The organism is Marivirga tractuosa (genome assembly GCF_042140215.1).
Classification (GTDB): Bacteria; Bacteroidota; Bacteroidia; order Cytophagales; family Cyclobacteriaceae; genus Marivirga; species Marivirga tractuosa_A.
On sequence record NZ_CP159478.1, the window covers coordinates 3,735,194 to 3,756,777 of the forward strand.

The following is a 21,584-nucleotide window of genomic DNA, read 5'->3' on the forward strand; positions in this document are numbered from 1 at the left end:
TGAATTATTCTTGTTTCAATGAATCCACAGGATTTCTAAAGGCTACTTTTAAGGATTGAATACTGATGGTGAAAAATGCAATAGCCAGGACCACAAAACCTGACAGGGCAAATATCCACCAGCTCACATCAATTCTGTAAGCGAAATCTTGCAGCCAGCTTTCCATGGCATACCATGCAATTGGAACAGCAATCAAAATGGAAATCAAGATGAGTTTTAAGAAATCTTTCGATAGTAAACCCACTATGTTGGTTACATTAGCTCCCAACACCTTGCGAATACCAATTTCTTTGGTGCGTTGCTGAATGATGAAAGAGGCCAGACCAAATAGTCCTAAGCAGGCTATGAATATGGTGACTCCTCCACCAATGGCAAATACATTGCTTACCCTCCTATCTTCTTTGTAAAATGCCGCCCATTGCTCATCAAGAAAATGGTATTCCATGGAAGAGAAAGTATCGAACATTTTATGTACTTTATCCGCATGTGCAAGGACTTCTTCCGTATGTTCAGAATTAAATTTTAATGAAAAGTAATCGATGCTTTGAAACGGATTGGATCTAAATCCCAAAATCATTGGCCCCACTTCGTTATGCAAAGATTCAAAGTTGAAATCTTTCACCACGCCTGCTATTTGTAATTGCTGACGGGTTCCATCATCACTTAGCTCCAAATATTTACCAATGGGATCTTCCAGTCCTAAGGTTTGAACAGCTGTTTCGTTAATAATGATATGCAATGAATCCACCGATTTATTGCCTGTGAAATTTGCTCCTTTAGTCAATTCCATTTTGTATAAATCAATCATATCTTCATCAAAGCCGATATAATTCATTTTCATGGAATCAGCACTTCCAAAGTTTTTGGTATATACTTCCTGTAAGGATTTCCACTCGCCCGGTACCCTTGAGGAAACGGCAACGCCTTCCACATAAGGAGAATTAGCATACTCGGCTTTAATGGTTTCAAAACGTTGTCTTACTTCGCCATTATTGATATCGACAATCAGCATTTGTTCATTCTCAAAACCTAAGGGAACATCTTGGATATATTGCAGCTGTCGATAAGCCACCAAAGTGGCAATGATCATCACAATGGATAATGTAAACTGAGTGCTCACCAACACCTTTCGAAGCGCAACGCTTCCCTTGCCGGTTTGCATGGCTCCTTTTAAGATGTAGGTGGTTTTTAGGCGTGACATCAGAATAGCTGGATAGCTTCCTGAAAGAAGGCCTACCACTACAGTAACACCTAAAATGAGTAAGAAAATGGTGCCGACAGTGTCCATGTTAAAAACGAAATTTTTGTCGGTAAACGAATTGAAAATGGGTAATAGCAGATCTACTAGAAAAAAGGACAGAATGAAAGCGATAAAAGCCATTAAAGTTGACTCTGAAAGGAATTGTGTGACCAACTGGTGTTGGAAAGCACCGGAAACTTTTCGAATGCCAACTTCCTTGCCTCTATCCAGGGCTTTGGCTGTTGCCAGATTCATATAATTAATACAGGCAATGAGGAGCATAAAAATCCCGATTGCCATGAAAATATAGACATAAGTGATTTCTCCTTTGTTGGTATCAACTCCATATTCAATTGAAGCAGAGTTAAAATGGATATCGGGCAGCGCTTGTAAATAGAAATCATGTTCTTCCGGTTTTTCGAAATGACTGGCTACGAAACCCTCCATTTTTTGGTGAATACTTTCTGGCTGCGCGTTTTCATTTAACAGCAGATAGGTATAGGCACCGTATTGATCCCAACTGGTGGATATTTGCTTATAAAACTCCATGCCAGTGGGAATCCCCACTAATATTTTATATTGAATATGAGAGTTCTGAGGTAGGTTTTTAATGACACCGGTCACCAAAAAATCCGTTTCTCCGCCAGATTGTAAGGTTTTACCCAATGCATCAGTAGTGCCAAACAACTTCATAGCCCATTCCTCATCTATGACTACCGCAAAAGGTTTCTCAAGTGCCGTAGCGGGATCTCCGGCTATCCACTCTAAATTAAACAGTTCAAAGAAATTAGGCTCCGCAAAGTAATAATCATGCTCTTCATAGGCTTCCTCATTGTGTTGAAACACTATTTGACCGCCAAACTTATATAAGCGTGTGTAATCCTCAATTTCCTCGTAATCATCACTCAAGACTTTACCAGTTGGTCCTGGCACCATACCGAATTCTCGTTCTCCTTCAGGACTCGTATTAATCTCAACCAGTCTGTAGAGTCTGTCCTTTTGATCATACATACTGTCATAAGAAAACTCATCAATCACCAGCATAAATAGCAGACTGCTGCAGGTAATACCTAGCGTCAGTCCTACAATATTGATGATAGAATAGGTCTTATTCTTCCACAAGTTTCTAAAGGCGATTTTTATATAGTTTTTTAGCATGGCCGTAATTTTAAATTTTGAGGTACTTTATTTCTACTATAAAACAACTCGATTGCAGGCGTCTTTGACGCTTATTATTTCTCGCGAAGACGCTAAGGCGCAAAGTTTTCGCAAAGGAAATTTTTGTTACCTAACCCCTGATCGGTGAGTCACCGACAAGGATTCAATTATTTTAATCCTCTCTAGCGACACCCCTATAATCCCCGCCAGCTGGCGGGATAGTCTCTCCGATTTAAATCAGAAGAAAACTATACGGATTATCACTATTTTCTAACATTGTAAAAGTTCAGTTATCAAACATGGAACTGCTCTCTGATATTTTCTGTCACTACTTGGCCGTCAAATAAATTGATGACTCTATGCGCATAATTGGAATCATGTGGGGAGTGCGTTACCATCACGATGGTGGTGCCTTCATTATTCAATTGTTCCAATAATTTCATTACTTCCTCGCCATTGGCTGAATCCAAATTACCGGTTGGCTCATCGGCAAGGATTACATCTGGCTTGGCTACAATGGCTCTTGAAATGGCCACCCTTTGCTGCTGTCCACCGGACAACTGCTGCGGAAAGTGATTGCGCCTGTGCATAATATTCATGCGAGTCAACACTTCTTCTACCATTGCTTTTCTTTCGGCAGAAGGCACTTTCATATAAAGCAATGGCAACTCTACATTCTCAAATACCGTCAGCTCGTCAATGAGGTTAAAGCTTTGGAAAACGAAGCCAATAGAGCCTTTTCTCAGTTGTGCTCTCTGGCGTTCTGAATATTTAGCCACTTCATGATCCACAAAATGGTATTCTCCCGAATTAGGATTATCCAACAAGCCCAAAATATTGAGCAAAGTAGATTTCCCACAACCCGAAGGGCCCATTATAGCGACAAATTCGCCTTTCTTGATTTCGATGTTAATATTATTCAAAGCCGTTGTCTCCACCTCCTCAGTAGTATAAAGCTTCGTTAAATCAACCGTTTTAATTACATGATCCATATTTTTTAAAGTTTACAAGTTATCAGGTTGGCAAGTTATCATGTTGGCAGGTTTGCAGGTTTTCATGTTTTCATGTTTGCAAGTTGCCGCGTTATGAAGTTGCCATGTCTATTGTTTCTAATTTATTAATATAATCTATTTCTATTTTTTTTACTTTATTTCTATTCCCGGTCTGACCTTCGGTACTGACCTAAGTGCTACCATCCATCACCCCTCACCCATCATCCCTCACCCCACTTTTTCCTTCTACAATCTCCAACTTTCCTCCTTAGTATTTTCAAGGCTCCAAACTCCCCGCTAGCTAGCGGGTTAGGGGGCTTCCGGTCTGACCTGCGGTACTGACCTAGGTGCTACCATCCATCATCCAACACCCATCATCCAACACCCCTCACCCTACTCCAAACTCAGCTTCTCATTATCCCCATAATTCTCATAGCCCGAGACGATCACCTGATCACCGGCTGCTAAGCCTTCCAGTACTTCGTAATAATCTATATTTTTTCTACCCAATCTGATCGGCTGTTTTACGGCCTCATCTTTATTAGCTGGATTAATGACATACGCCCAGTTGCCGCCCGTATCTTTATAAAAACCACCAACTGGCAATAATAAAGTCTCTTCTGTGGCGCCTAATTCCAATTTGATTCTTACAGTTTGCCCTCTTCTAATGCCTTCTGGACTTTCACCTTCAAAAACCATATCCACTTCAAATCTCCCATTACTGATAGTCGGGTAAATTTTATTGATGACAAGATTATACTCTCCTCCAGAAAAGGTAAAACTTCCATTTTGTCCGAGGTCTACTCTTGGTAAGTACAGCTCATCTATGGCTACCCTGATTTTGTAATTGTTCATCACATCAATTTGTCCTAAGCGCTGACCTGAACTCACTGATTGCCCTACTTCCAATTGTGGAGTAGCCAGCTGCCCGTCTCTGGAAGCTTTCAAAGTCAGGTTATTTAATATCTTGCCGACTGCATCCAAACTTCTCTGCATTCTAGCTTCAGAATTGCTCAACTGTCGCAATTGAAAAACACGGGCAACGGAATCATTCTTATAACTCCTGTAGGTCAACTGCTTGCGCTTTACATTATATTCATAATTCTCCCTTACCTCCTCAAATTCTCTTTCGGAAATCAGCTTCTGCTCAAAAAGACTTTTAAAGCGAATATATTGTGGCTTTAATAAATTTAGTTGATAATCAATTTCGGCTAATTGCGCTTGTTGACTTAAATCATTTTGGTCGAGCAATAAGCGGGTTTGTCTAAGATTATTGATTTGCTCATAAAGTTGCGTTTCCCTTTGCATCACCTCCAACTGCAAATTGGAATTGGTTAAGGTTAGAATGGTATCGCCTTTTTCCACTATGGCTCCAGACTCCCGCACAATTTCGGCTATAATTCCGCCTTCAATGGCATCCAAATAGAAAGTCTCACCTGGTTCCACATTGCCGGTAACCGGAATAAAATCCTTGAACTCGCCCATTTTCACCGTGCCTATGCTGAGTCTATCTTTATTTACATTGAGTGTAGAGCGATTATCTGCAAAAAGCAATTGGTAAACAATCAGGCTTAAAATGAGAATTCCCAAACCTATTAATAGCAACCTTTTGCCCGTCCACTTTTTTTGTACTATTTTCTTATCCATTGAAATTTATAATAATGCAAATACACTTTTACCAACTCTGTGCCAAGTATAGTAAAAGTGGCTTCAATAGTATTTAAAGGGATGTTTCGCTATTGCTATGCGTTCATAAAAGCACGGAAACGTCCGATAGCGGACGGGAGGGTTTTGTTTTGAGAGGAAGATGTTTTAATTAGAATACCGCCATGTAAAACATGTCTGGAACGGAGAGTATATTTATGGAATTTAATTTTAGAAACAGTATTGTATTTTTTAATCTCTAAATTATTTATGTTCAGTTATTCCGTCATTACTCAACTCTATGAAAGTACTTCTTTCCAAAGCATTCTTGATAATCAAAGAGTTGTTTCTGAACAAGTCAAACAACTGTCTATTTTTAAGATTTCCTGTAGTGATAAGAAATAGCTTCTTCGGCCTCTCTAATGCCATATACGAATGGTAAAAGTCAAAATCCTTGGTTACTACAATAAGATTTTCACTATCTGCATATTCAATTATTTCCATATCGGGAGTTTCATCACCTTTAGGAAGATCCTCAACATGGATAGATTCCAATCCAATTTGATTTAGAATTTCACATAGTTTTATAGGAAGCTGTGCATCCACTATTAACTTCATACTGAAATTTTAGTGTAGCTAGAATACTTTGTAACTTTCCTTGCATAGGCTAAACATGCTAAGATGTCTTCTTCTTCCAGATTAGGATAATCTTCCAAAATTTCAGCATGAGTCGATCCCGCAGATAAAAGGTCAAGTATTAAATCTACCGTGTACCGCTTGCCTCTAATAGTGGGTTTCCCATGGCATATTTCAGGATTTATGGTGATTCTATTAATATGTGCGCTTTCCATATGATGAAGTTACGAAATATTTGATTAATTCGTTTGATCGAACTGAAACTGACTATTCCCAAGCTCATCAATCGTTTTTAAAGCCTAGCTACTCTGTTGATGAATTCTAGCTTTTAGCTTGTTTTTGGAACAATTTAAAAATATGCTCAGGTATACTTCTTTTTCAAGAAGCCCGCAATTTTCATTTCAAATTTAGCATAGGGAGGAAAAATAGCACTTATAAAACCTATTAATGCTGATACAAATAAGTTAGGGCAACAAGCATCGACATTGATTTCCTGATCTCGAACTGTTATTTGAGCACCGATTAAAGAAGACTTTTGAACGACTATACTTTTTTGTGATTCAGAGCCCAAAGTATATACTGAGTAATTTGAAAATTTCGACTTTAAAGTCTCTATCAATTCATTGAAGTGTGGGAGTTGTGATCCTTGAACAATCATAGTCTTTTCATTTTCTAATTGACTAAGATACAAATTACTATTCAATTGCTATGAATTAAAATTATAAAAGCGTGCTATCTTATGCTAGCATCATGCGGAGCATGGCGTGCACGGGGGCTTGATTATAATTCTTCTATAAATCCTTACCACAGGTAGGACATTTTTCAACATCTGCTTTTTTCTTACTATTGATTTTCTCAATAAATGCTGAACTTAAAATGCCAGTAGGTAGTGCTACAAGACCAATTCCTAATAATGCTATTATGCCACTTATAAACTGACCCAAACCTGTTATCGGATAAACATCGCCATAACCAACAGTTGTGAGAGTTGCCACCGCCCACCAAAACGAAGCAATAATATTTGGAAATTTATCAGGTTGAACTTGACCCTCTATGTAGTACATAAGTGTTGATGCAATGACAAGGAGGATAAATGTTATAAATATTGTTACACCAAGATCAGAGCGTTTATCCTTAAAGACCTCTCCAATAAGTTTTAGTGAATTTGAATATCTATTGATTTTAAAAAGCCTTGTGATTCTTAGAAGTCTTAAAATTCTAATGAATCTGAGGTCAATAGGTATTATGAGTGGTAAATAAGTTGGCAAGATTGCTAGTAAATCTATAATTGCGAGAGGTGAGCTTAAGAAAGTCCCAATAGAACCAATTTTTGTTTTGCCTGGATATTTGAAATCTGCGGTATAAACTCTCAGTAAATATTCTATTGTGAAAATTACTACAGAGAAAATTTCAAAAAAGTAGAACTCCTGACTATATGTGCTTTTTATGCGTGAAAAAGACTCTAAAACTATAGCGGCAACATTCAATAATATGAGGAAGACAATAAAAAGATTAAAGGCTCTATTTGGTAGGCTGCCCTTATTATTTTCATCAACTAAATTAAATATTTTGTGTTTGAAGGTCATTTAAACTAAATATAGCTACTAATTTTCTTGAATACTGTTAAGATATTTTTTTGAAACCCATCCCTCGTTCTCTTTGTAATCTACCAAAAGCCACTTATCAGTACCATTTATAATTTTTACTGTATCACTATTTGGAATTGATGTAATAATACTAGCATTCAAGGAAGAATCAGATCTAAGATTAAGACCAGAGTTAGAACTAACCACAGCATATTTAAAATCTTTCTCATTTTCTGAAGTGTTTTCAGTGTTACTGACATTTTCATAGAAAAAAGAATATTGAGTAAAACCAACAATAGCTGCAAGTATTAAATATACTATTGCTTTAAGTTTTAATTGACTTTTTTCCTTATCAGTAGGATCAGCTTTAATATTTGTTTTTTGCTTTACAGTTCTATATCCCTCAAATCTTCTACCTGTTTTATATCTACGGTCTTGTTTATAGATACTTACTTGTGAAATATTGTAAAATGGAATGGATTTAGTTAAAATTGAACTGAGAGATTTGTATAACCAATAAAGTGGACCAACTAAAGGTATAAACAGAGAAACAATAAAACCGAAAACAGTATTTTGAATATTTAACTTAACTGGCATGGCCTTCAAACCCTCTGCCTCCACATCACCCCTAGAAATTAGGTTCTCTCTTGATTCTATATGAGCTTTACTTTGTTTATGTGAATTATCAACTATTCTAATTGGTTTGGAATGACTATCACCATAAACCCTATTACTTATCACTTTTCCACCATCTCGACCAACCTGATTGACAGCAGATCTAATAAAACCTTTAAAGAGACTATTTATAAAACTCATATTTCTTAATTTATTAAATAATGATAATAATTAACTATTTAAATAAGTGATCAGATAATCAAAATATTCTAGCTTTTTCTACCACCATGCGGAGCATAGCGGGAACGGGGGGCGTTAATTACAATATTTACCAATAAGCTCGTAAGCTTCATAATCCCTTAATTCTCCAGCCCTGCTAAAGTCTAAGCATGCATTATCTATATCATTCATTTCAATTTTAGCAAGCCCCCTATTTCTGAAAGACCTAAAATGTTTTGAATCAAGTTCTATAGCTTTATTGAAGTCTATTATTGCTCCTTTATAATCTTCTAATTTATATTTAGCTACTCCCCTGTTATTATAGGAGCTTACATTGATTGGGTCGAGTTTTATAGCTTTGGTATAATCTGCAATAGCCCCTCGGTAATCTTTGAGTTCAGATTTTGCATAGCCTCTTTCATAATATAGAAGTGCATTAGTGGAATCGAATTCAATTGCTATTGTATAGTCCGCTATACCTCCTGAGTAATCCTCTAATGCAAGCCTCAAATTACCTCTTTTGTAGTAAATCTCTTCATGTTCTGGATATATTTCTATAACTTTATTATAATCATCAATTGCTCCTTTGTAATCTTGCAATATTTCTTTGACATTCCCCCTCTTGAAATAAGCAGTATAATTATAATTCTTAGGAAGAATTTCAATAATTTTACTATAGTCAGATATTGCCCCGATATAATCTCCCAACTTTTCTTTGCTATTACCTCTATTTAAATATGCCCCCAATATTTCGGATCAGCTTCTATAGCTTTATTGTATTCTTTGATTGCTCCTTCGGCATCTCCTTCAGTGGATTTCTGTACTCCTTTTTTATTATATTCGTATTTTGTTTGTCCTATCAGATTACTGCTAAATAGAACTAGTAAAGAAAAAATTATGGTTTTCATCTCTTATCTTTTATTTAATCTTAGAGAACTGTAAAAGTTCTTAATTTATTTGAAATAATATTATCTGCTTTTTTTAATTTTAATTGAATTAGATTTGACAGTACCAAATCTACTTGTTTCGATATAAAGTCTTAGCTTTTTAATTTTTCCGTTGGATAAATGAGATAAAAAAACATTGTGTTTTATAGAAATTACTTCAGATCGATGATGTTTCATTTCTTTACTCTCAGAAAAAATATAGTATCGTCCAGTACCGTACATCATTTCTCCTAAGGTCGAATTAGGATTAATATTTCCTCTTAATTTTTTGGGTAAAATAAAATATGCAGTATTGATAGATATTTCATGACCACTAGTATTATTTATATAATAGCGGACACTAAATTCGGTATATTCTTCTCCTTGCATTCTGGAAAGATTGTGCTTCAGTTTAACTGTTAATTCTTTTGTTAATTTATTACGCCAATTATTCCTGTACGTTAGTAAGAAAGTCAGTATAGATAAAAATATCCCACCCACTATTCCAACAATAATATTTATCACATCTTTATATGCTGCTATAAACTCTGTTGTTGAGTTAATTGAATCCATTTATAAGTAATTTTTTAAATAACAACACATAAGTTTTCACTATCCAAAAACACCTGATACTTTAATTCCATATCAACTACATTTCACTCCAAACCAAAAAAAGAAAGATTGAATATTTACAGGTTTTGGTTGCCGATGAACTTGATGAATAAATGTAGGGAAATAATTATAAAATACATCCTAAAAATACAGGAGTTAATCGAAAATTAAGGGGTTTTTAGGTTTTATGAAGAAGTTTTGGGTGGAGACAGGAAGATTTAAACCCATTAATAGGCTGTCCTGAGTGAATTTCACCCTTCCTGACCCAATATTATTGCTTCCTGAGTGACTTTTGACCTTTCCTGACTCATTATTGGCTGTCCAGAGTCATTATTGACCCTTCCTGAGTGACTTTAGGGGCTTCCTGAGTCATTATTAACCCTTCCTGAGTCATTTCACCCCCTTCCTGAGTGATTATTGGGGTTTCCTGAGTGGTTTTGAGGGTTTTCTAGATCATTATTGCTCTATGTCTAAATTTTGAGGCTTTTTACTTTTCTTTTTGCATGAACAAAAAGAAACAAAAATTCTAGAAAGTTTAATGCTTCCACGCGCGATGCCAACGCTGGCCCGCTAAACTTTCCTCCCTCCCGCTTTTCCGAGTTCCTCGGAAGTTGGGCGTGTTAGTTGTTTGCTAATGAAGAATGAACTTTCGGGGTTTTTCGGCTAAAATGTGGAATAAGAAGGATTCTAAGGCTCTGGACGGATTTCATTAATAATCTTGAATTAAAACTTCTGTTGGGATTTTTAAACTGGCGTTTAATTTTCGGATCATGTCTAAGGTCAGTTTTCGTTTTTTATTCATTATTTCGCTTACTCGACTTTTAAATCCAATCATTTCCACTAAGTCTTTCTGTTTCAATCCCAATTGTTCCATCCTGAAATTTATTGCTGATATTGGGTCTGGCATTCCGATAGGGAAATTCTCGCTTTCATATTTATCAATTAAAATGGATAAAATTTCAAGTTCATCACCCTCTTTGGTTCCTCTTTTAGCATCAAAAATTATTTCTAAACGATCCAAAGCCTTTTTGTAGTCCGCTTTGCCTCTTATTGGTTTTATTTCCATTTCAAATTTCTTCTTTTATGGTTTCACCTAATTTTTCAGGATCTTTTCTGCTATCCCAAATTAAAAGAATATCTATCTGGCTTGTTTTTTCTTGATATATCATCAAATAATCGCGAACAATTTTGATTCTTATGCCCGCAATATCGGTTGGTTTTCCAATTTCTGGATGTTCTGATATGAGTGCTGCAGATTCTTTAAATAATTTAAAAAGCTTTTCTGAATAGGTAGTCGATTTGTTTCTATTAATCCAATAATCTAGTATTTCGAGTCTATCTTGTTGGGCTCGAACAGACCAAACTATTTTCTTTTTAGCCATTCTTCTACTTCCTTGTTTGCTTGTTCGTCAGATAAAAACTCTCCATTTTTTATCTGCTTTTGTGCCTCTTTAACTGCAGATTTTTGTTCCGCTGACAGTATATAAACTTCCTGTTCATCAAAGTCTATCTCCAATAACCTATATATCTCCTCCAGCTTGACCTTATCAGTCGTTAGCTGGATTTTATCTATTAGTTGTTGTTTTAAATCTACCATGTTTAAAAATAATAATTCTTATCTGAATTAACACAAATTTAGTTAGATGAATTCATTCCTTTCATTTTGTTACGATATCAGAAGATCTCCTATTTTCATGAGTTGAATTGGATTTCATCTGTTAAACGAACAACCTAAAGGCTGCTCATTTTCTCAAGATGTAGAAAGCTAATCGAAAAATAAGGGGGTTTTAGGTTTGATGAAGGGGTTTTGGTGGGAAAGGGGAATCTTAAAAATTTTTAAAGGATTTTGGCTTTTGAGCTTTTTTGAATCTTTACTGCTAAATGTCTGAAATTTTCAGGTTCTTCTTTAATCTTTTTTCTTGATAAAAAAGATAGAAAAAATCAAGACAAAATAATGCTTCATCCCGCATCCCTACGCCTGCCCGCTATTTTGTCCTCCCTCCCGCTTTTCCGAGTTCCTCGGAAGTTGGGCGTGTTAGTTCTATTCAAGCTATATAATTAAATTTATAGATTATCTCGAGAACATGCAGGGAATGACTGGAACGGAGGTGGATTTTTAGATTTTATGAAGGGGGTTTTGGTGGGAAGGGAAATGTTAAGGGTTTTCTTTATTTCTTATTCTTCATTTTCGGCAAAAGTCAATACATAGTTATTATTGTCCAAAATAGAGAATTCAGTGGCTCCGTAAAAAGTACTTTCCAGCCCTTTAATTACTTTCACTTTGTCTTTGATTTTCTCATAAAATTGTCTGATTTCTTTTATTTGGATGTACAGTAATAATGAACCGCCATTTTGCCTTGATATTTCTGGCAGTTCTGAACCCAAACTCTCGAAGGTTTGAAACATAAAACTCACCTTCCCGCAAGTCATCATTACCCATACAAAGTCGCCCTCCTCAGGAACGGACATCCCAACTTTAAATCCTATGGTTTCATAAAATTTGATAGTCTCCTCTATGTTATGAACAAAAATATTGGGTGTTAGTGAATCCATATTTATAAAGTTTTTAAATCAATTTATACTGCTTGTCTCACAAAAAAGGAAACTTCTTTGTTTAGAATGTCCTCTGTAGTCAATATTTTTAGATGTCTTCGATATTTGCCTCTTCCTTCAAGAGCTTTCTTAGGATCTTCCATTAAGTATCCTGTTGAAAATTCAAGGGTGACATGCTTCTTGTTTAAGAATAATCCGCTAAACATTTCGTCATTAAAAAAGAATACAAGTCCTCCATACATGACCTTTTCTTTGGTTTTTGGGAAAGTATTTAAAATGATGTCACGTATTTCAATGAGCATATTTGATTTGTCAGAATCAACCAATTTTATTTCGTCCAAAAAATTTTGAACTCCTTCATTTTCAGATTTTTTCATCAACAATAAATTAAAGTTTGCATATGGACACCTTTGATCTACATTCTGTATTAAATATAGCAGATTAGTTACTAAATCTGCACTCGAAAGACAGGAGTTAATCGAAAAGTAGATAGGTTTTTAGATTTAATGAAGGGGTTTTTGATGGAGGGAACTGAAGTGTTAAAGGGTTTCCTGTCAGGATTTTACCCGTCCTGTTACACTTCAACCCTTTCCTGTCAGGATGAGTGACCCTTCCTGTCGCGTTTATACCCCTTCCTGTCAGACTATTAACCTTTCCTGCGAGACTATTAAGGCTTCCTGTCGGAATTTTTCCGCTTCCTGCGGGAATTTGGAGCGTCCTGCGTGAATATTACCCCTTTCCTGCATCAGTTAGAGGGTTTCCTGCAAGGGTTAGGATGCTTCCTGCATGAACATTGACCCTTCCTGCGGGAAATTCTGGGCTTCCTGCAGGAATACTTAGGGTTTTCCTTCCTTTCCCCATAAAGTAGTCTTTGCGGTTCAATACAGCCTTCCCGATAAATACGGGACAGGTAGGCTGTCTTCCGTGTCCTTTGTGAAAAACTTAGTGCAACTCAGTGGTTAAAAGAAAACAGCCTTTGGCTGTCCTTTTGTATCTCCCTGGTTAAAAAAGGCGTCCACTGATGACCGGAAACGTCCGATATCGGACACCTTATCATAAGTCTTAAATCTGTTACTTCCAGCAAAACCACCTCCTAAACTAATTAATAAGCCATTCCTTATATTTTTCAACTTTAAATCCATTAATTTTATCAAAACGGTATAGCTTTTGACTATTTGTCATTATTAACTTGAGTTTTTTTAATGGAAGCACCTTTTCTGCGTTACGAGACCATTTTAAGATCACGGATATTTTTCTTTTTTTTAAAAAGTTAAAAAGAAAAATTCCGAGATGACGGTTCTAGCCAGTTTTAGTAGAAATTTAAAATCATTCTCAGGTTAATTATAGCAACCGAATAATTTTTTAATATAATGAATGAGCAAAAAGCAGGTACGCTACTAATTATTGATGATAACCAGGATCTTCTGAATGCTGCTAAGATTTTCCTAAAAAGGCATTTCAAAAGGGTGGACATTGAAAGCAATCCTAATTTAATTCCTACGCTACTACAAAACGATAGCTACGATATCATTTTGCTCGATATGAATTTCACTAGGGACGTAAGTACCGGACAGGAAGGCTATCACTGGCTCAATAAAATTCTGGAGATTGATCCTTCCGCAGTTGTGGTACTCATTACTGCTTATGGAGATGTCAACACGGCCGTGAAAGTCATCAAGCAGGGCGCTACTGATTTTGTATTAAAACCATGGGATAACGAAAAGCTATTAGCCACTTTACATGCCGCTTTAAAACTGAAAAATGCCGGCAATAAAGTAAGCCAACTGGAATCAACCCAAAGGCAATTATCAGCAGACATCGACAGAAGATTCAGAGATATTATTGGGGAAGGGCCTGCCATGCAGCAGGTTTTTGAAACCATCAAGAGGGTTTCGCGCACCGATGCCAATGTGCTTATTACCGGAGAAAATGGAACTGGGAAAGAACTCATTGCTCGAGCAATTCATAGAAATTCACTCCGAGATGACAAGGTTTTTGTAACGGTTGATTTAGGGGCTGTAACTGATAGCTTATTTGAAAGCGAGCTTTTTGGCCATAAAAAAGGCGCTTTTACAGACGCAAAAGATGATAGAGCAGGTCGATTTGAAGTAGCCCAAAATGGAACGCTTTTTTTAGATGAGATTGGCAATATTAGCCTTCCACAGCAAGCTAAATTGCTTACAGCTTTACAAAACAGGAAAATCACAAGGGTTGGAAGTAATAAAGAAATTGATATTGATATCCGCTTGATTAGCGCGACCAATATGCCCATTCAAGATATGATTCAATCGGGCAAATTCCGACAGGATTTGCTTTATAGAATCAATACCATCGAAATAAAATTACCTGCTTTAAGGGAAAGAGTGGAAGACATTCCGCTTTTAACGGAGCATTATATTAAATTCTATAGCAAAAAGTATAACAAAGAGATTTATAAAGTAAGTGATGCTGCCTATTCCAGAATGTGTAAATACGACTGGCCAGGCAATGTACGCGAACTGCAACACAGCATTGAAAGAGCAGTAATTTTAAGCAATCAATCAGTTTTACAGCCGGAAGATTTCTTTTTTCAATCTGCCGAACAAGAGAGTAAAAAATCAGATAAGGTGAATTTAGATCACCTGAATATTGAGGATGTTGAAAAGATCCTAATCAGAAAAGCATTGGATAAAAACTTTGGAAATATAACGCAGGCAGCACAGGATTTGGGATTGACACGTTCTTCATTGTATAGGAGATTGGAGAAATATGGGTTGTAAAAAGTGCTCGCAATTTTGAAGTGAAAACAAAAACAAGCCAAAGGCTTGAGGTGACTCTCGCCAAGACGCAAAGGCGCTAAGACCTCGCAACGTAAATTAAAAGGATACAAGAAAGGACTAGTAATTATACAAAACATAATATTAACTTTTCCTTTGCGAAAACTTTCCGGCTTTGCGCCTCCCGACTTTCAGTGCGGGACATGTTAGCGAGATTTTTTAAGCGTCAAAGACGCCTGGGCACAAATAGTCTTAAAATGAAATGATAATAAATTGATATTTAGAAAATTCAGTTTTGGTGTAATCATAAGGCTGCTACTCATATTTGTAGTGATGGCCTTTATTGCCTATTTAATTCAGGCTAACGCTAATTATTTGGGCTCTGCTATCCTTAGCATTTTACTGTTTTTTCAATTTATAGAGCTCTATCATTATGTAACCAGTATCAACAAAAAAGTGGTTCGCTTTTTAGAATCAGTGAAATATTCGGATTTCTCTTCCGGTTTTTCCACTGATAATAAGATGGGAAAATCTTTCAAAGAACTGAATAAATCATTTAATGAGGTATTGGAAGTTTTCCGTAATACTCGAGCTGAAAAAGAGCAAAATCTCATCATGCTTTCCACTATTTTGCAAAACATTCAAACTGGAATAATTAGCTTTGATGCATCCGGTGAAATAGGAGTGCTCAATAGTATGTCTAAAAAGCTTTTGTTGACTCCCCAAATCAGGAATTTATCAGATATAAAAAGAAGTCAGCCCGATATATACGATAAACTTATCAACTTAAAACCAGGGAAAAGTGACTTAATTAACGTCAATAGCGACATTAAACTTTCCCTTAACAGCACTATTCTTCGCTTGGGCACCAAAGACTGGAAAATTGTGAGCATGCATAATATTTATTCAGAATTGCAACAAAATGAGTTATATGCGTGGCAAAATCTCACCAAAGTACTTCGGCATGAAATCATGAACTCCATTACTCCTATTGCTTCATTGGTGAACTCTATGAATGACATAATAGAGGAAGACTTAATAAAGCATTCAGATTCATTTACCATGCCCTTTGAGGCTCATGATGATTTGCAACTCGGCTTGAAAACCATAGAAAGCAGAAGTCGCGGGTTGATTAATTTTATCAATGCTTATCGGGATTATACTAATATCCCAGCGCCAAAATTTGAAAAAATATCGGCCAGACAGTTGCTTTTATATATCCAAAGATTGCTTCAAGAGGATTTAAACCGTTATAAAATCGAGCTAAAATTAAACCTACCGGAAAATGATATTAGCTTATGGGCGGATGAAGAGCAACTTCAACTGATATTTATAAACCTCTTGAAAAATGCTATGGAGGCACTTTCAGAAACTGAAAAGCCTTCCATTAGCATCACCATTATCACAACGCAAAACTTTTATTATATCAATATTGAAGATAATGGAGAAGGCATAGTGCCAGAAGCTTTAGACCGCATTTTCATTCCATTTTTCACTACCAAAAAGCAAGGTTCCGGAATTGGACTGGCACTATCAAGACAAATAATGCAGCTACACAAAGGAAAGTTAAGTGTAAGTTCTACTCCTGGGGTGAGCACAACTTTTACTTTGCAATTTCCTAAAGTTAATTGATTGGGAATATGTTTTTACAACTATGTTTTCTATAACTTCTCAACCAAAACCCAGTTTTTTATATACTCCATAAAATCAATTATTTCTTATAATTATTTTAATTAAAAATCATTGAGTACCACATAATCAACATGATAAAACTTGCAAGAGTGCACACCAATATCCTAATAGTGCATGAACAATTATGTCCAAGAACTGATAAATCAGGAATAAAAATTTATATCAATGATCCAATACCTGACTTTTTCATGAATTGTTTTTATTAAAAGTAAAAATAGGGTGTATGTATTGTTCATGAAACATAATGAAACTCCGCAAAAATGTTGGATCTTTTTCAATTCACTTCTTTTAGGGCTTTTTTTTGTAGCGTATCTGAAGTAAAATACATTTCTAAAAATATCATATCAATCTTTTGTTGCTGACTTCTCTAATTTTAGATAATGAATAACCGACCAGAAGCAATTAGCTTCTTCTTTGAATACAAGCTCTTTTTTTAGTAATAAATCATATCTTTATAATACAATATATAGGAAGTTTCACAAATGTCTAGATTTTACAACTAGTGACCAAATTCAATCAAGGGATCCAAAAAGAGATTACTATCTTTAATCTAAAAAGCGGTTACCGACTATAATATGTACAAATCTCCTATTGAAGTACATTCACAACTTCCCTGATCTGTATTCTAAATCCTTCTTCTTGCAATATTGCCAGTTCAAAAGCATTCATACTCATCTGCATTTGTACAGTCTCAAGAGCGGACAAATTGCTTAAAAAATAGCTCAAATGAATTCTATTTCCTTCTTTGTCAGTTGCGTACAATGCCTTTGTCAATAATGAAGCAGTAGAACCACCTTTAGATCCTGAATGCTGTAGCCACTCCTGATTAAGTGGATTCTCCATCACAAATTCTAAAATCGGATCAAGGTGTTTGTGCACTTCTATAGGTAAAACTGATTTAGAATTGAGCTTCTCCATTAATTTCCTGTATTCTTTAGCTGTTGAAGCAGGTAATCGATCAGACCATACGTTCTGAACAGCCAATCCAAAATCTTTTAGACTATCATTTTCGAAAGTCCCATTTTTTAGTTTTTTATGGATTTGCATGCCTGCTTTTCGATACTCTCCATCACTTAAATCTCTAATGCTTTCAATGGCCTCAATATTACTTTTTTCAGGAAACAGAAAGTCTCTTACAAACAAAGAAGAAACCAAGTAATAAATAGAATCATGTTTTTCAATACCCAATAACTTTATTCGCTGATTGATATTTGCTACTCCCAATAAGTCAGTTAAGTATTCGGTATTAGCGTTAGAGCTATACTTGATCATACCCTTCGCTATTTCTGACTACGATACTATGCTATCTTTTTCTAGTTCCAGATTGTTAAGCCATGTTTTATGAGCCCCGCCATTTGTTTCAGGATAATGATACTTCTCCAAGTCTGAGACTAATAGCTTTTGATCGGGATTCAATTTCCCCTCCGCAACCTGATAGGTATATTCTATTGCAATGATTATTTTCACAGTGCTGGCAAGCGGCAGCATTTTAACTTCGTTATGCTCTGCCAGCACCGTTTCGTTTTGACTTAAACTGATCGAAATTCGATCTGGATTTTCTTTAATGAAATCTACAATCCTCTCTTTATCAGGCTTTACCATAAAGAATGCTACTCCAAAGCCTGCAGCAAGGATTAAAATAATAGCACTAACAATTATTACTGTTTTTTTAAGCATGTTCTTTTACTTTTCAGCTATTTCTAATTCTCTTTCAATTTTTTCAATATCCACAATCACGGGCCTCAAATCCTTAGCAATCGCTTTCATATTTAGTTTGTAGATATAAAAATAAAGTGCCGTTAAGAAGATAATATAAACAAGGTGACCGTAAATGTTTTCTGACAGCAAGCCTTGCAGAAAGCTATTTTCCCATTGAACATCACGGTGAAAATAAGCACTTGAAATCATAAGGAGTAAACCCGTATAAGGAGGCAACAAATACCAGTAGAAAACACTTTTCAGAAGTTTCACCTCTTCCTCTACATATCTTTTTTGTTTATTCAATTGATGTTTCAGTGTTGCACTGGTACCAAAATCAGTCTTTAATCCTCTTGTCTTTTTAAGTTTATAGATCACGTATAAGAACCAAACCGCCATCAGAAGAACTCCTGACTTAAAGAGATAATAAGGCACTTCAAAAAAAAGGTAAAGGGCGATGGGCAAGAGCAAAATGGCCAATCCTATCTCCAACTGATTCCTTTTTCTAATACTCTTATCCAACTGATTTGCTTTTCTTTTCAATTCATTAGCCAAGTCATCATAGTTGAGGTTCAACTGAATATTTCGACTAGATTCCTTCCAAATGTTTATTAAATTTTGATCATTCATAATGTTGTAATTTAGGTGTAAGACAGGCATGCAAAATTTCACGAATTCGCTTCATTTTAACCGCCACATAGTTCTCACTAATCCCAATAGTCTCACTTATTTCTCTATATGACAATTCTTCTAAAAAGAGCACAATTACTGCTTGCTCAGCTTTATTTAGTTGATTGATACAAGCCTGCAAGGCTTCATATCTACTATTTTCATCTTGAAAATTTGAGTCACCAAGCTCCTCGACTTTTATAGCATCAAGACTAGTAATCTTATCGCTTGACTTTTTATGTTTCAAGATAGATTTATAGCACACATTGAGCGCAATCCTATAAATCCAAGTACTTACTTTGGATGTCCCTTTAAAAGACGGAAGTGATTTCCATACTTGAAAAACTACCTCCTGAAACAAGTCTTCTGATTCAAAGGAATCGCTAGCATACAGTTTGCAAACTCTGTAAATGCTATGCTTATTTTTCTCAATGAGCGTTGCATATTCTTTGTCTGTCATTAATCTATCGTTATCAAAAGTCCTCCTTTGGGTTTCTACTTAGTTGGTTCCCGATTGTCGAAAAATATGACAAAAAATATTAATTATTTTGAAAAAAAATTTCGACAGGACTATTTGTGCGGTTAAATGAGGCTATTTTCTGTAGCAGAATATTGAGGTGTTGTTCTTCTGGGTGGAAAAGATAGTAATTCAATGCAAAATAGAATTACGAAAATTACTTCAAACGTATTTCTTCTATTTGCTCAATAGTTAATTTCACTTTAATTGCCGTTTTGTTTTATAAAAAATAATCTGCTCCGCTATTTCATGACGTGTAGTATCCCCTTCAGGATAATACATATCATAGTATAAATCTAAACGATGCTTTCCCTTATTGACCTTGGAGACATCCACGATTGTTAGCAAGCCATCCTGACCAGTTAAGGAGTTGCGTTGGTAAATAAAATCATCTTGCAAAAGCTTTCCATCTAGAGCCACTCCATAAAAATTTTCAAGACAGGCCATTCGTAAAGAGTCGTAAGAAACGCCTTCTTTTTCCTTGGCATTATCGTAATCACAAGCGACCATAATACGTTCTTGCTCGAATTCAGGAGTATGGACAATAAACAATTCTAAATATTCCTCATCAATAACGTAGTCACTAATATGCATTCTTTTCGAATAAAAGCCGTCCGTAACTTTTGAGCGATATTTTGACTCATCTAATCGATATTCATTTGCTCCATATGGTGCCAATGCAATAGTACGCCCAAATATAAAACCATCAGATCTTAAAAAAAGAACTGATACTACCGTAAATAAACCAAACAGAAATAAAATAAGGCTGACTTTCCATTTTTTATGATTAGAAATGATACCATAATAGATATTTCGGTACAAAAACGACAATGTTAACCATCCAGCTAACCTATGTAAAGGATAATAGACTTTGTTGAAATAAGGTATTTTTCGAAGACCACCCAAGCTAACAAAATCTGTAAAAACTAGAATGAGAAATATTGTAAGAACATTATTAAAAATTGTGTAGTCATAGTTCCCTGGAAAAACTGACTGAAATATACTAATTACACCCGCTATTATGGCTACAAACACACCAAGGCCAGCCACCCACATAAACACCAAAAAGCTAATCGCAAAAATCACACTACAGATTTTCTCTAACTTTATAATTTGCTGTTGGTAATCACCTGATTTTCGAATTGTCCGCAGATATTTATCGGGATAGTTTAAATCTTCATATTTAACTCCTGATTTATAGATATAAGATAAACCTACAAAGGCTGCCCAAACGGATCGAAATAAAATGTGAAATAGAAAACCGATGAGAAGAATAATATTGGCAAACTTTAAAATGGCAGTAAGCGCTTCATTTACTGTACCATCGGAGAAAATGGATGCCGAATTCATTTCCAAGAAGTAATTGAACTCTTCAATCAGTGGATAGATTTTGAACAATCCAAAAAGGACAATCCCAGATATTAATATTTCAGGCTCCCAGCTGCCTTCTTGAACTCTCTTTAGCCATGCAGGTGTTTTATATGCACCTTTGTCTTTCTCATTATCTTTGTTACTCATTTTTCCCAGGTTCGTTTCTATTATCCATATCAGCAGTAATCATCCATTTCCCCTCTTCTTTCCGTAAAGTCAGAATAAATTTACCCATAGCTGGCAAGCTCTCATGCCCTTTATATCCTCCAATGATATAGCCAGTTGTGCCATCTATTGAATAATCGTATGCTTCTAACACTAATCTTCCTCCTGCATTTTGGTAGGCTTCTTCAATATTGGATCTGCCCTTGGTGATCGGCTTATTGGGTCTTAAAATGTAAGCATCCTCAGTAAAAAGGTTAGCTAGTTGAGTTGCATTAGAATTTTGCCAATGTGTCTCATAATCGCGAAGTACTCGCTCTAATTCTTTGGGTGAGTCAATTGCTTGAGGATTTTCTTGTGCAGCTGCATTGCTCACTGTCACTGAAAGATTTAATAATCCAATGAGCAATAAGCACTTTAAGTTTGATGGTTTTTCCATATCAATAGATCTCTAAAGTTAAAAATAAATTGAATGATAAGGAATCACAAGCTAGCTAGTGTTTTTTTAGACTATTGAAAAAAATCTACAAATCAAACA

The 21,584-nt window shown here is 35.6% G+C and carries 26 protein-coding genes; 2 read left to right on the forward strand and 24 right to left on the reverse strand.

The window, feature by feature from the left end; translation table 11 throughout:
- Nucleotides 1-4: 4 nt before the first annotated feature.
- The 18 genes from ABWH96_RS16690 to ABWH96_RS16775 form a co-directional block, all read right to left on the reverse strand.
- Nucleotides 5-2,398: an ABC transporter permease gene (locus tag ABWH96_RS16690; protein WP_375578646.1), complete on the reverse strand. Its 2,394-nt coding sequence runs from the start codon at nucleotides 2,396-2,398 to the stop codon at nucleotides 5-7.
- Nucleotides 2,399-2,691: 293 nt separating this feature from the next.
- Nucleotides 2,692-3,390 carry an ABC transporter ATP-binding protein gene (locus tag ABWH96_RS16695; RefSeq protein WP_375578647.1) on the reverse strand — a complete coding sequence of 233 codons (699 nt, stop codon included), beginning with the start codon at nucleotides 3,388-3,390 and terminating at the stop codon, nucleotides 2,692-2,694.
- Between the two features lie 393 nt (nucleotides 3,391-3,783).
- Nucleotides 3,784-5,037: an efflux RND transporter periplasmic adaptor subunit gene (locus tag ABWH96_RS16700; protein ID WP_375578648.1), complete on the reverse strand. Its 1,254-nt coding sequence runs from the start codon at nucleotides 5,035-5,037 to the stop codon at nucleotides 3,784-3,786.
- Between the two features lie 261 nt (nucleotides 5,038-5,298).
- A complete protein-coding gene (locus ABWH96_RS16705; protein WP_375578649.1) occupies nucleotides 5,299-5,652 on the reverse strand; it encodes a DUF5615 family PIN-like protein in 354 nt (117 codons plus the stop codon).
- The gene (locus tag ABWH96_RS16710) at nucleotides 5,649-5,885 is read right to left on the reverse strand and encodes a DUF433 domain-containing protein (protein WP_375578650.1); all 237 of its coding nucleotides are present in this window, start codon (nucleotides 5,883-5,885) and stop codon (nucleotides 5,649-5,651) included. Before ABWH96_RS16710 ends, ABWH96_RS16705 begins: the two co-directional genes overlap by 4 nt.
- A gap of 146 nt (nucleotides 5,886-6,031) precedes the next feature.
- A complete protein-coding gene (locus ABWH96_RS16715; RefSeq protein WP_375578651.1) occupies nucleotides 6,032-6,328 on the reverse strand; it encodes a hypothetical protein in 297 nt (98 codons plus the stop codon).
- Nucleotides 6,329-6,461: 133 nt separating this feature from the next.
- Nucleotides 6,462-7,256 carry an ion transporter gene (locus ABWH96_RS16720; protein WP_375578652.1) on the reverse strand — a complete coding sequence of 265 codons (795 nt, stop codon included), beginning with the start codon at nucleotides 7,254-7,256 and terminating at the stop codon, nucleotides 6,462-6,464.
- Nucleotides 7,257-7,274: 18 nt separating this feature from the next.
- Nucleotides 7,275-8,072, reverse strand: a complete 798-nt coding sequence (locus ABWH96_RS16725; RefSeq protein ID WP_375578653.1) for an SH3 domain-containing protein — start codon at nucleotides 8,070-8,072, stop codon at nucleotides 7,275-7,277.
- A gap of 114 nt (nucleotides 8,073-8,186) precedes the next feature.
- Nucleotides 8,187-8,837, reverse strand: coding sequence for a tetratricopeptide repeat protein (locus ABWH96_RS16730; protein ID WP_375578654.1), 651 nt, complete (start codon nucleotides 8,835-8,837; stop codon nucleotides 8,187-8,189).
- Entirely contained in the window at nucleotides 8,822-8,998 is a 177-nt protein-coding gene (locus ABWH96_RS16735; protein ID WP_375578655.1) for a hypothetical protein, read from the reverse strand. The genes ABWH96_RS16730 and ABWH96_RS16735 overlap by 16 nt, the downstream gene beginning before the upstream one ends.
- A gap of 60 nt (nucleotides 8,999-9,058) precedes the next feature.
- Nucleotides 9,059-9,589 carry a hypothetical protein gene (locus ABWH96_RS16740; RefSeq protein WP_375578656.1) on the reverse strand — a complete coding sequence of 177 codons (531 nt, stop codon included), beginning with the start codon at nucleotides 9,587-9,589 and terminating at the stop codon, nucleotides 9,059-9,061.
- Nucleotides 9,590-10,337: 748 nt separating this feature from the next.
- Complete coding sequence (locus ABWH96_RS16745) at nucleotides 10,338-10,694, reverse strand: type II toxin-antitoxin system HigA family antitoxin (protein ID WP_375578657.1); 357 nt, start codon at nucleotides 10,692-10,694, stop codon at nucleotides 10,338-10,340.
- A gap of 1 nt (nucleotide 10,695) precedes the next feature.
- Complete coding sequence (locus tag ABWH96_RS16750; RefSeq protein ID WP_375578658.1) at nucleotides 10,696-11,010, reverse strand: type II toxin-antitoxin system RelE/ParE family toxin; 315 nt, start codon at nucleotides 11,008-11,010, stop codon at nucleotides 10,696-10,698.
- Nucleotides 10,992-11,225, reverse strand: a complete 234-nt coding sequence (locus tag ABWH96_RS16755; protein ID WP_375578659.1) for a hypothetical protein — start codon at nucleotides 11,223-11,225, stop codon at nucleotides 10,992-10,994. The genes ABWH96_RS16750 and ABWH96_RS16755 overlap by 19 nt, the downstream gene beginning before the upstream one ends.
- A gap of 578 nt (nucleotides 11,226-11,803) precedes the next feature.
- Nucleotides 11,804-12,181 (reverse strand): VOC family protein, encoded by a 378-nt coding sequence (locus ABWH96_RS16760; protein ID WP_375578660.1) that lies wholly within the window; start codon nucleotides 12,179-12,181, stop codon nucleotides 11,804-11,806.
- Between the two features lie 23 nt (nucleotides 12,182-12,204).
- On the reverse strand, nucleotides 12,205-12,558 hold the full coding sequence (locus ABWH96_RS16765; protein WP_375578661.1) for a DUF1801 domain-containing protein: 354 nt from the start codon (nucleotides 12,556-12,558) through the stop codon (nucleotides 12,205-12,207).
- Nucleotides 12,559-12,910: 352 nt separating this feature from the next.
- Entirely contained in the window at nucleotides 12,911-13,042 is a 132-nt protein-coding gene (locus ABWH96_RS16770; protein ID WP_375578662.1) for a hypothetical protein, read from the reverse strand.
- Nucleotides 13,043-13,140: 98 nt separating this feature from the next.
- On the reverse strand, nucleotides 13,141-13,311 hold the full coding sequence (locus ABWH96_RS16775) for a hypothetical protein (protein ID WP_375578663.1): 171 nt from the start codon (nucleotides 13,309-13,311) through the stop codon (nucleotides 13,141-13,143).
- A 240-nt stretch (nucleotides 13,312-13,551) separates the two neighbouring features.
- On the opposite strand from ABWH96_RS16775, the gene ABWH96_RS16780 reads away from it, so the two are divergent.
- Together ABWH96_RS16780 and ABWH96_RS16785 are read left to right on the forward strand one after the other, a co-directional pair.
- Entirely contained in the window at nucleotides 13,552-14,940 is a 1,389-nt protein-coding gene (locus ABWH96_RS16780; RefSeq protein WP_375578664.1) for a sigma-54-dependent transcriptional regulator, read from the forward strand.
- 270 nt (nucleotides 14,941-15,210) lie between these two features.
- Nucleotides 15,211-16,569: a PAS domain-containing sensor histidine kinase gene (locus ABWH96_RS16785; protein ID WP_375578665.1), complete on the forward strand. Its 1,359-nt coding sequence runs from the start codon at nucleotides 15,211-15,213 to the stop codon at nucleotides 16,567-16,569.
- A gap of 648 nt (nucleotides 16,570-17,217) precedes the next feature.
- On the opposite strand, the gene ABWH96_RS16790 is transcribed toward ABWH96_RS16785, so the two are convergent.
- The 6 genes from ABWH96_RS16790 to ABWH96_RS16815 form a co-directional block, all read right to left on the reverse strand.
- A complete protein-coding gene (locus ABWH96_RS16790; RefSeq protein ID WP_375578666.1) occupies nucleotides 17,218-17,901 on the reverse strand; it encodes a hypothetical protein in 684 nt (227 codons plus the stop codon).
- 18 nt (nucleotides 17,902-17,919) lie between these two features.
- A complete protein-coding gene (locus tag ABWH96_RS16795; protein WP_375578667.1) occupies nucleotides 17,920-18,306 on the reverse strand; it encodes a serine hydrolase in 387 nt (128 codons plus the stop codon).
- A 6-nt stretch (nucleotides 18,307-18,312) separates the two neighbouring features.
- The gene (locus ABWH96_RS16800) at nucleotides 18,313-18,957 is read right to left on the reverse strand and encodes a hypothetical protein (RefSeq protein ID WP_375578668.1); all 645 of its coding nucleotides are present in this window, start codon (nucleotides 18,955-18,957) and stop codon (nucleotides 18,313-18,315) included.
- A complete protein-coding gene (locus ABWH96_RS16805; protein ID WP_375578669.1) occupies nucleotides 18,950-19,456 on the reverse strand; it encodes an RNA polymerase sigma factor in 507 nt (168 codons plus the stop codon). The genes ABWH96_RS16800 and ABWH96_RS16805 overlap by 8 nt, the downstream gene beginning before the upstream one ends.
- A gap of 255 nt (nucleotides 19,457-19,711) precedes the next feature.
- Nucleotides 19,712-21,031, reverse strand: a complete 1,320-nt coding sequence (locus ABWH96_RS16810) for a hypothetical protein (RefSeq protein ID WP_375578670.1) — start codon at nucleotides 21,029-21,031, stop codon at nucleotides 19,712-19,714.
- Entirely contained in the window at nucleotides 21,024-21,485 is a 462-nt protein-coding gene (locus ABWH96_RS16815; RefSeq protein WP_375578671.1) for a YybH family protein, read from the reverse strand. Before ABWH96_RS16815 ends, ABWH96_RS16810 begins: the two co-directional genes overlap by 8 nt.
- Nucleotides 21,486-21,584: the final 99 nt, after the last annotated feature.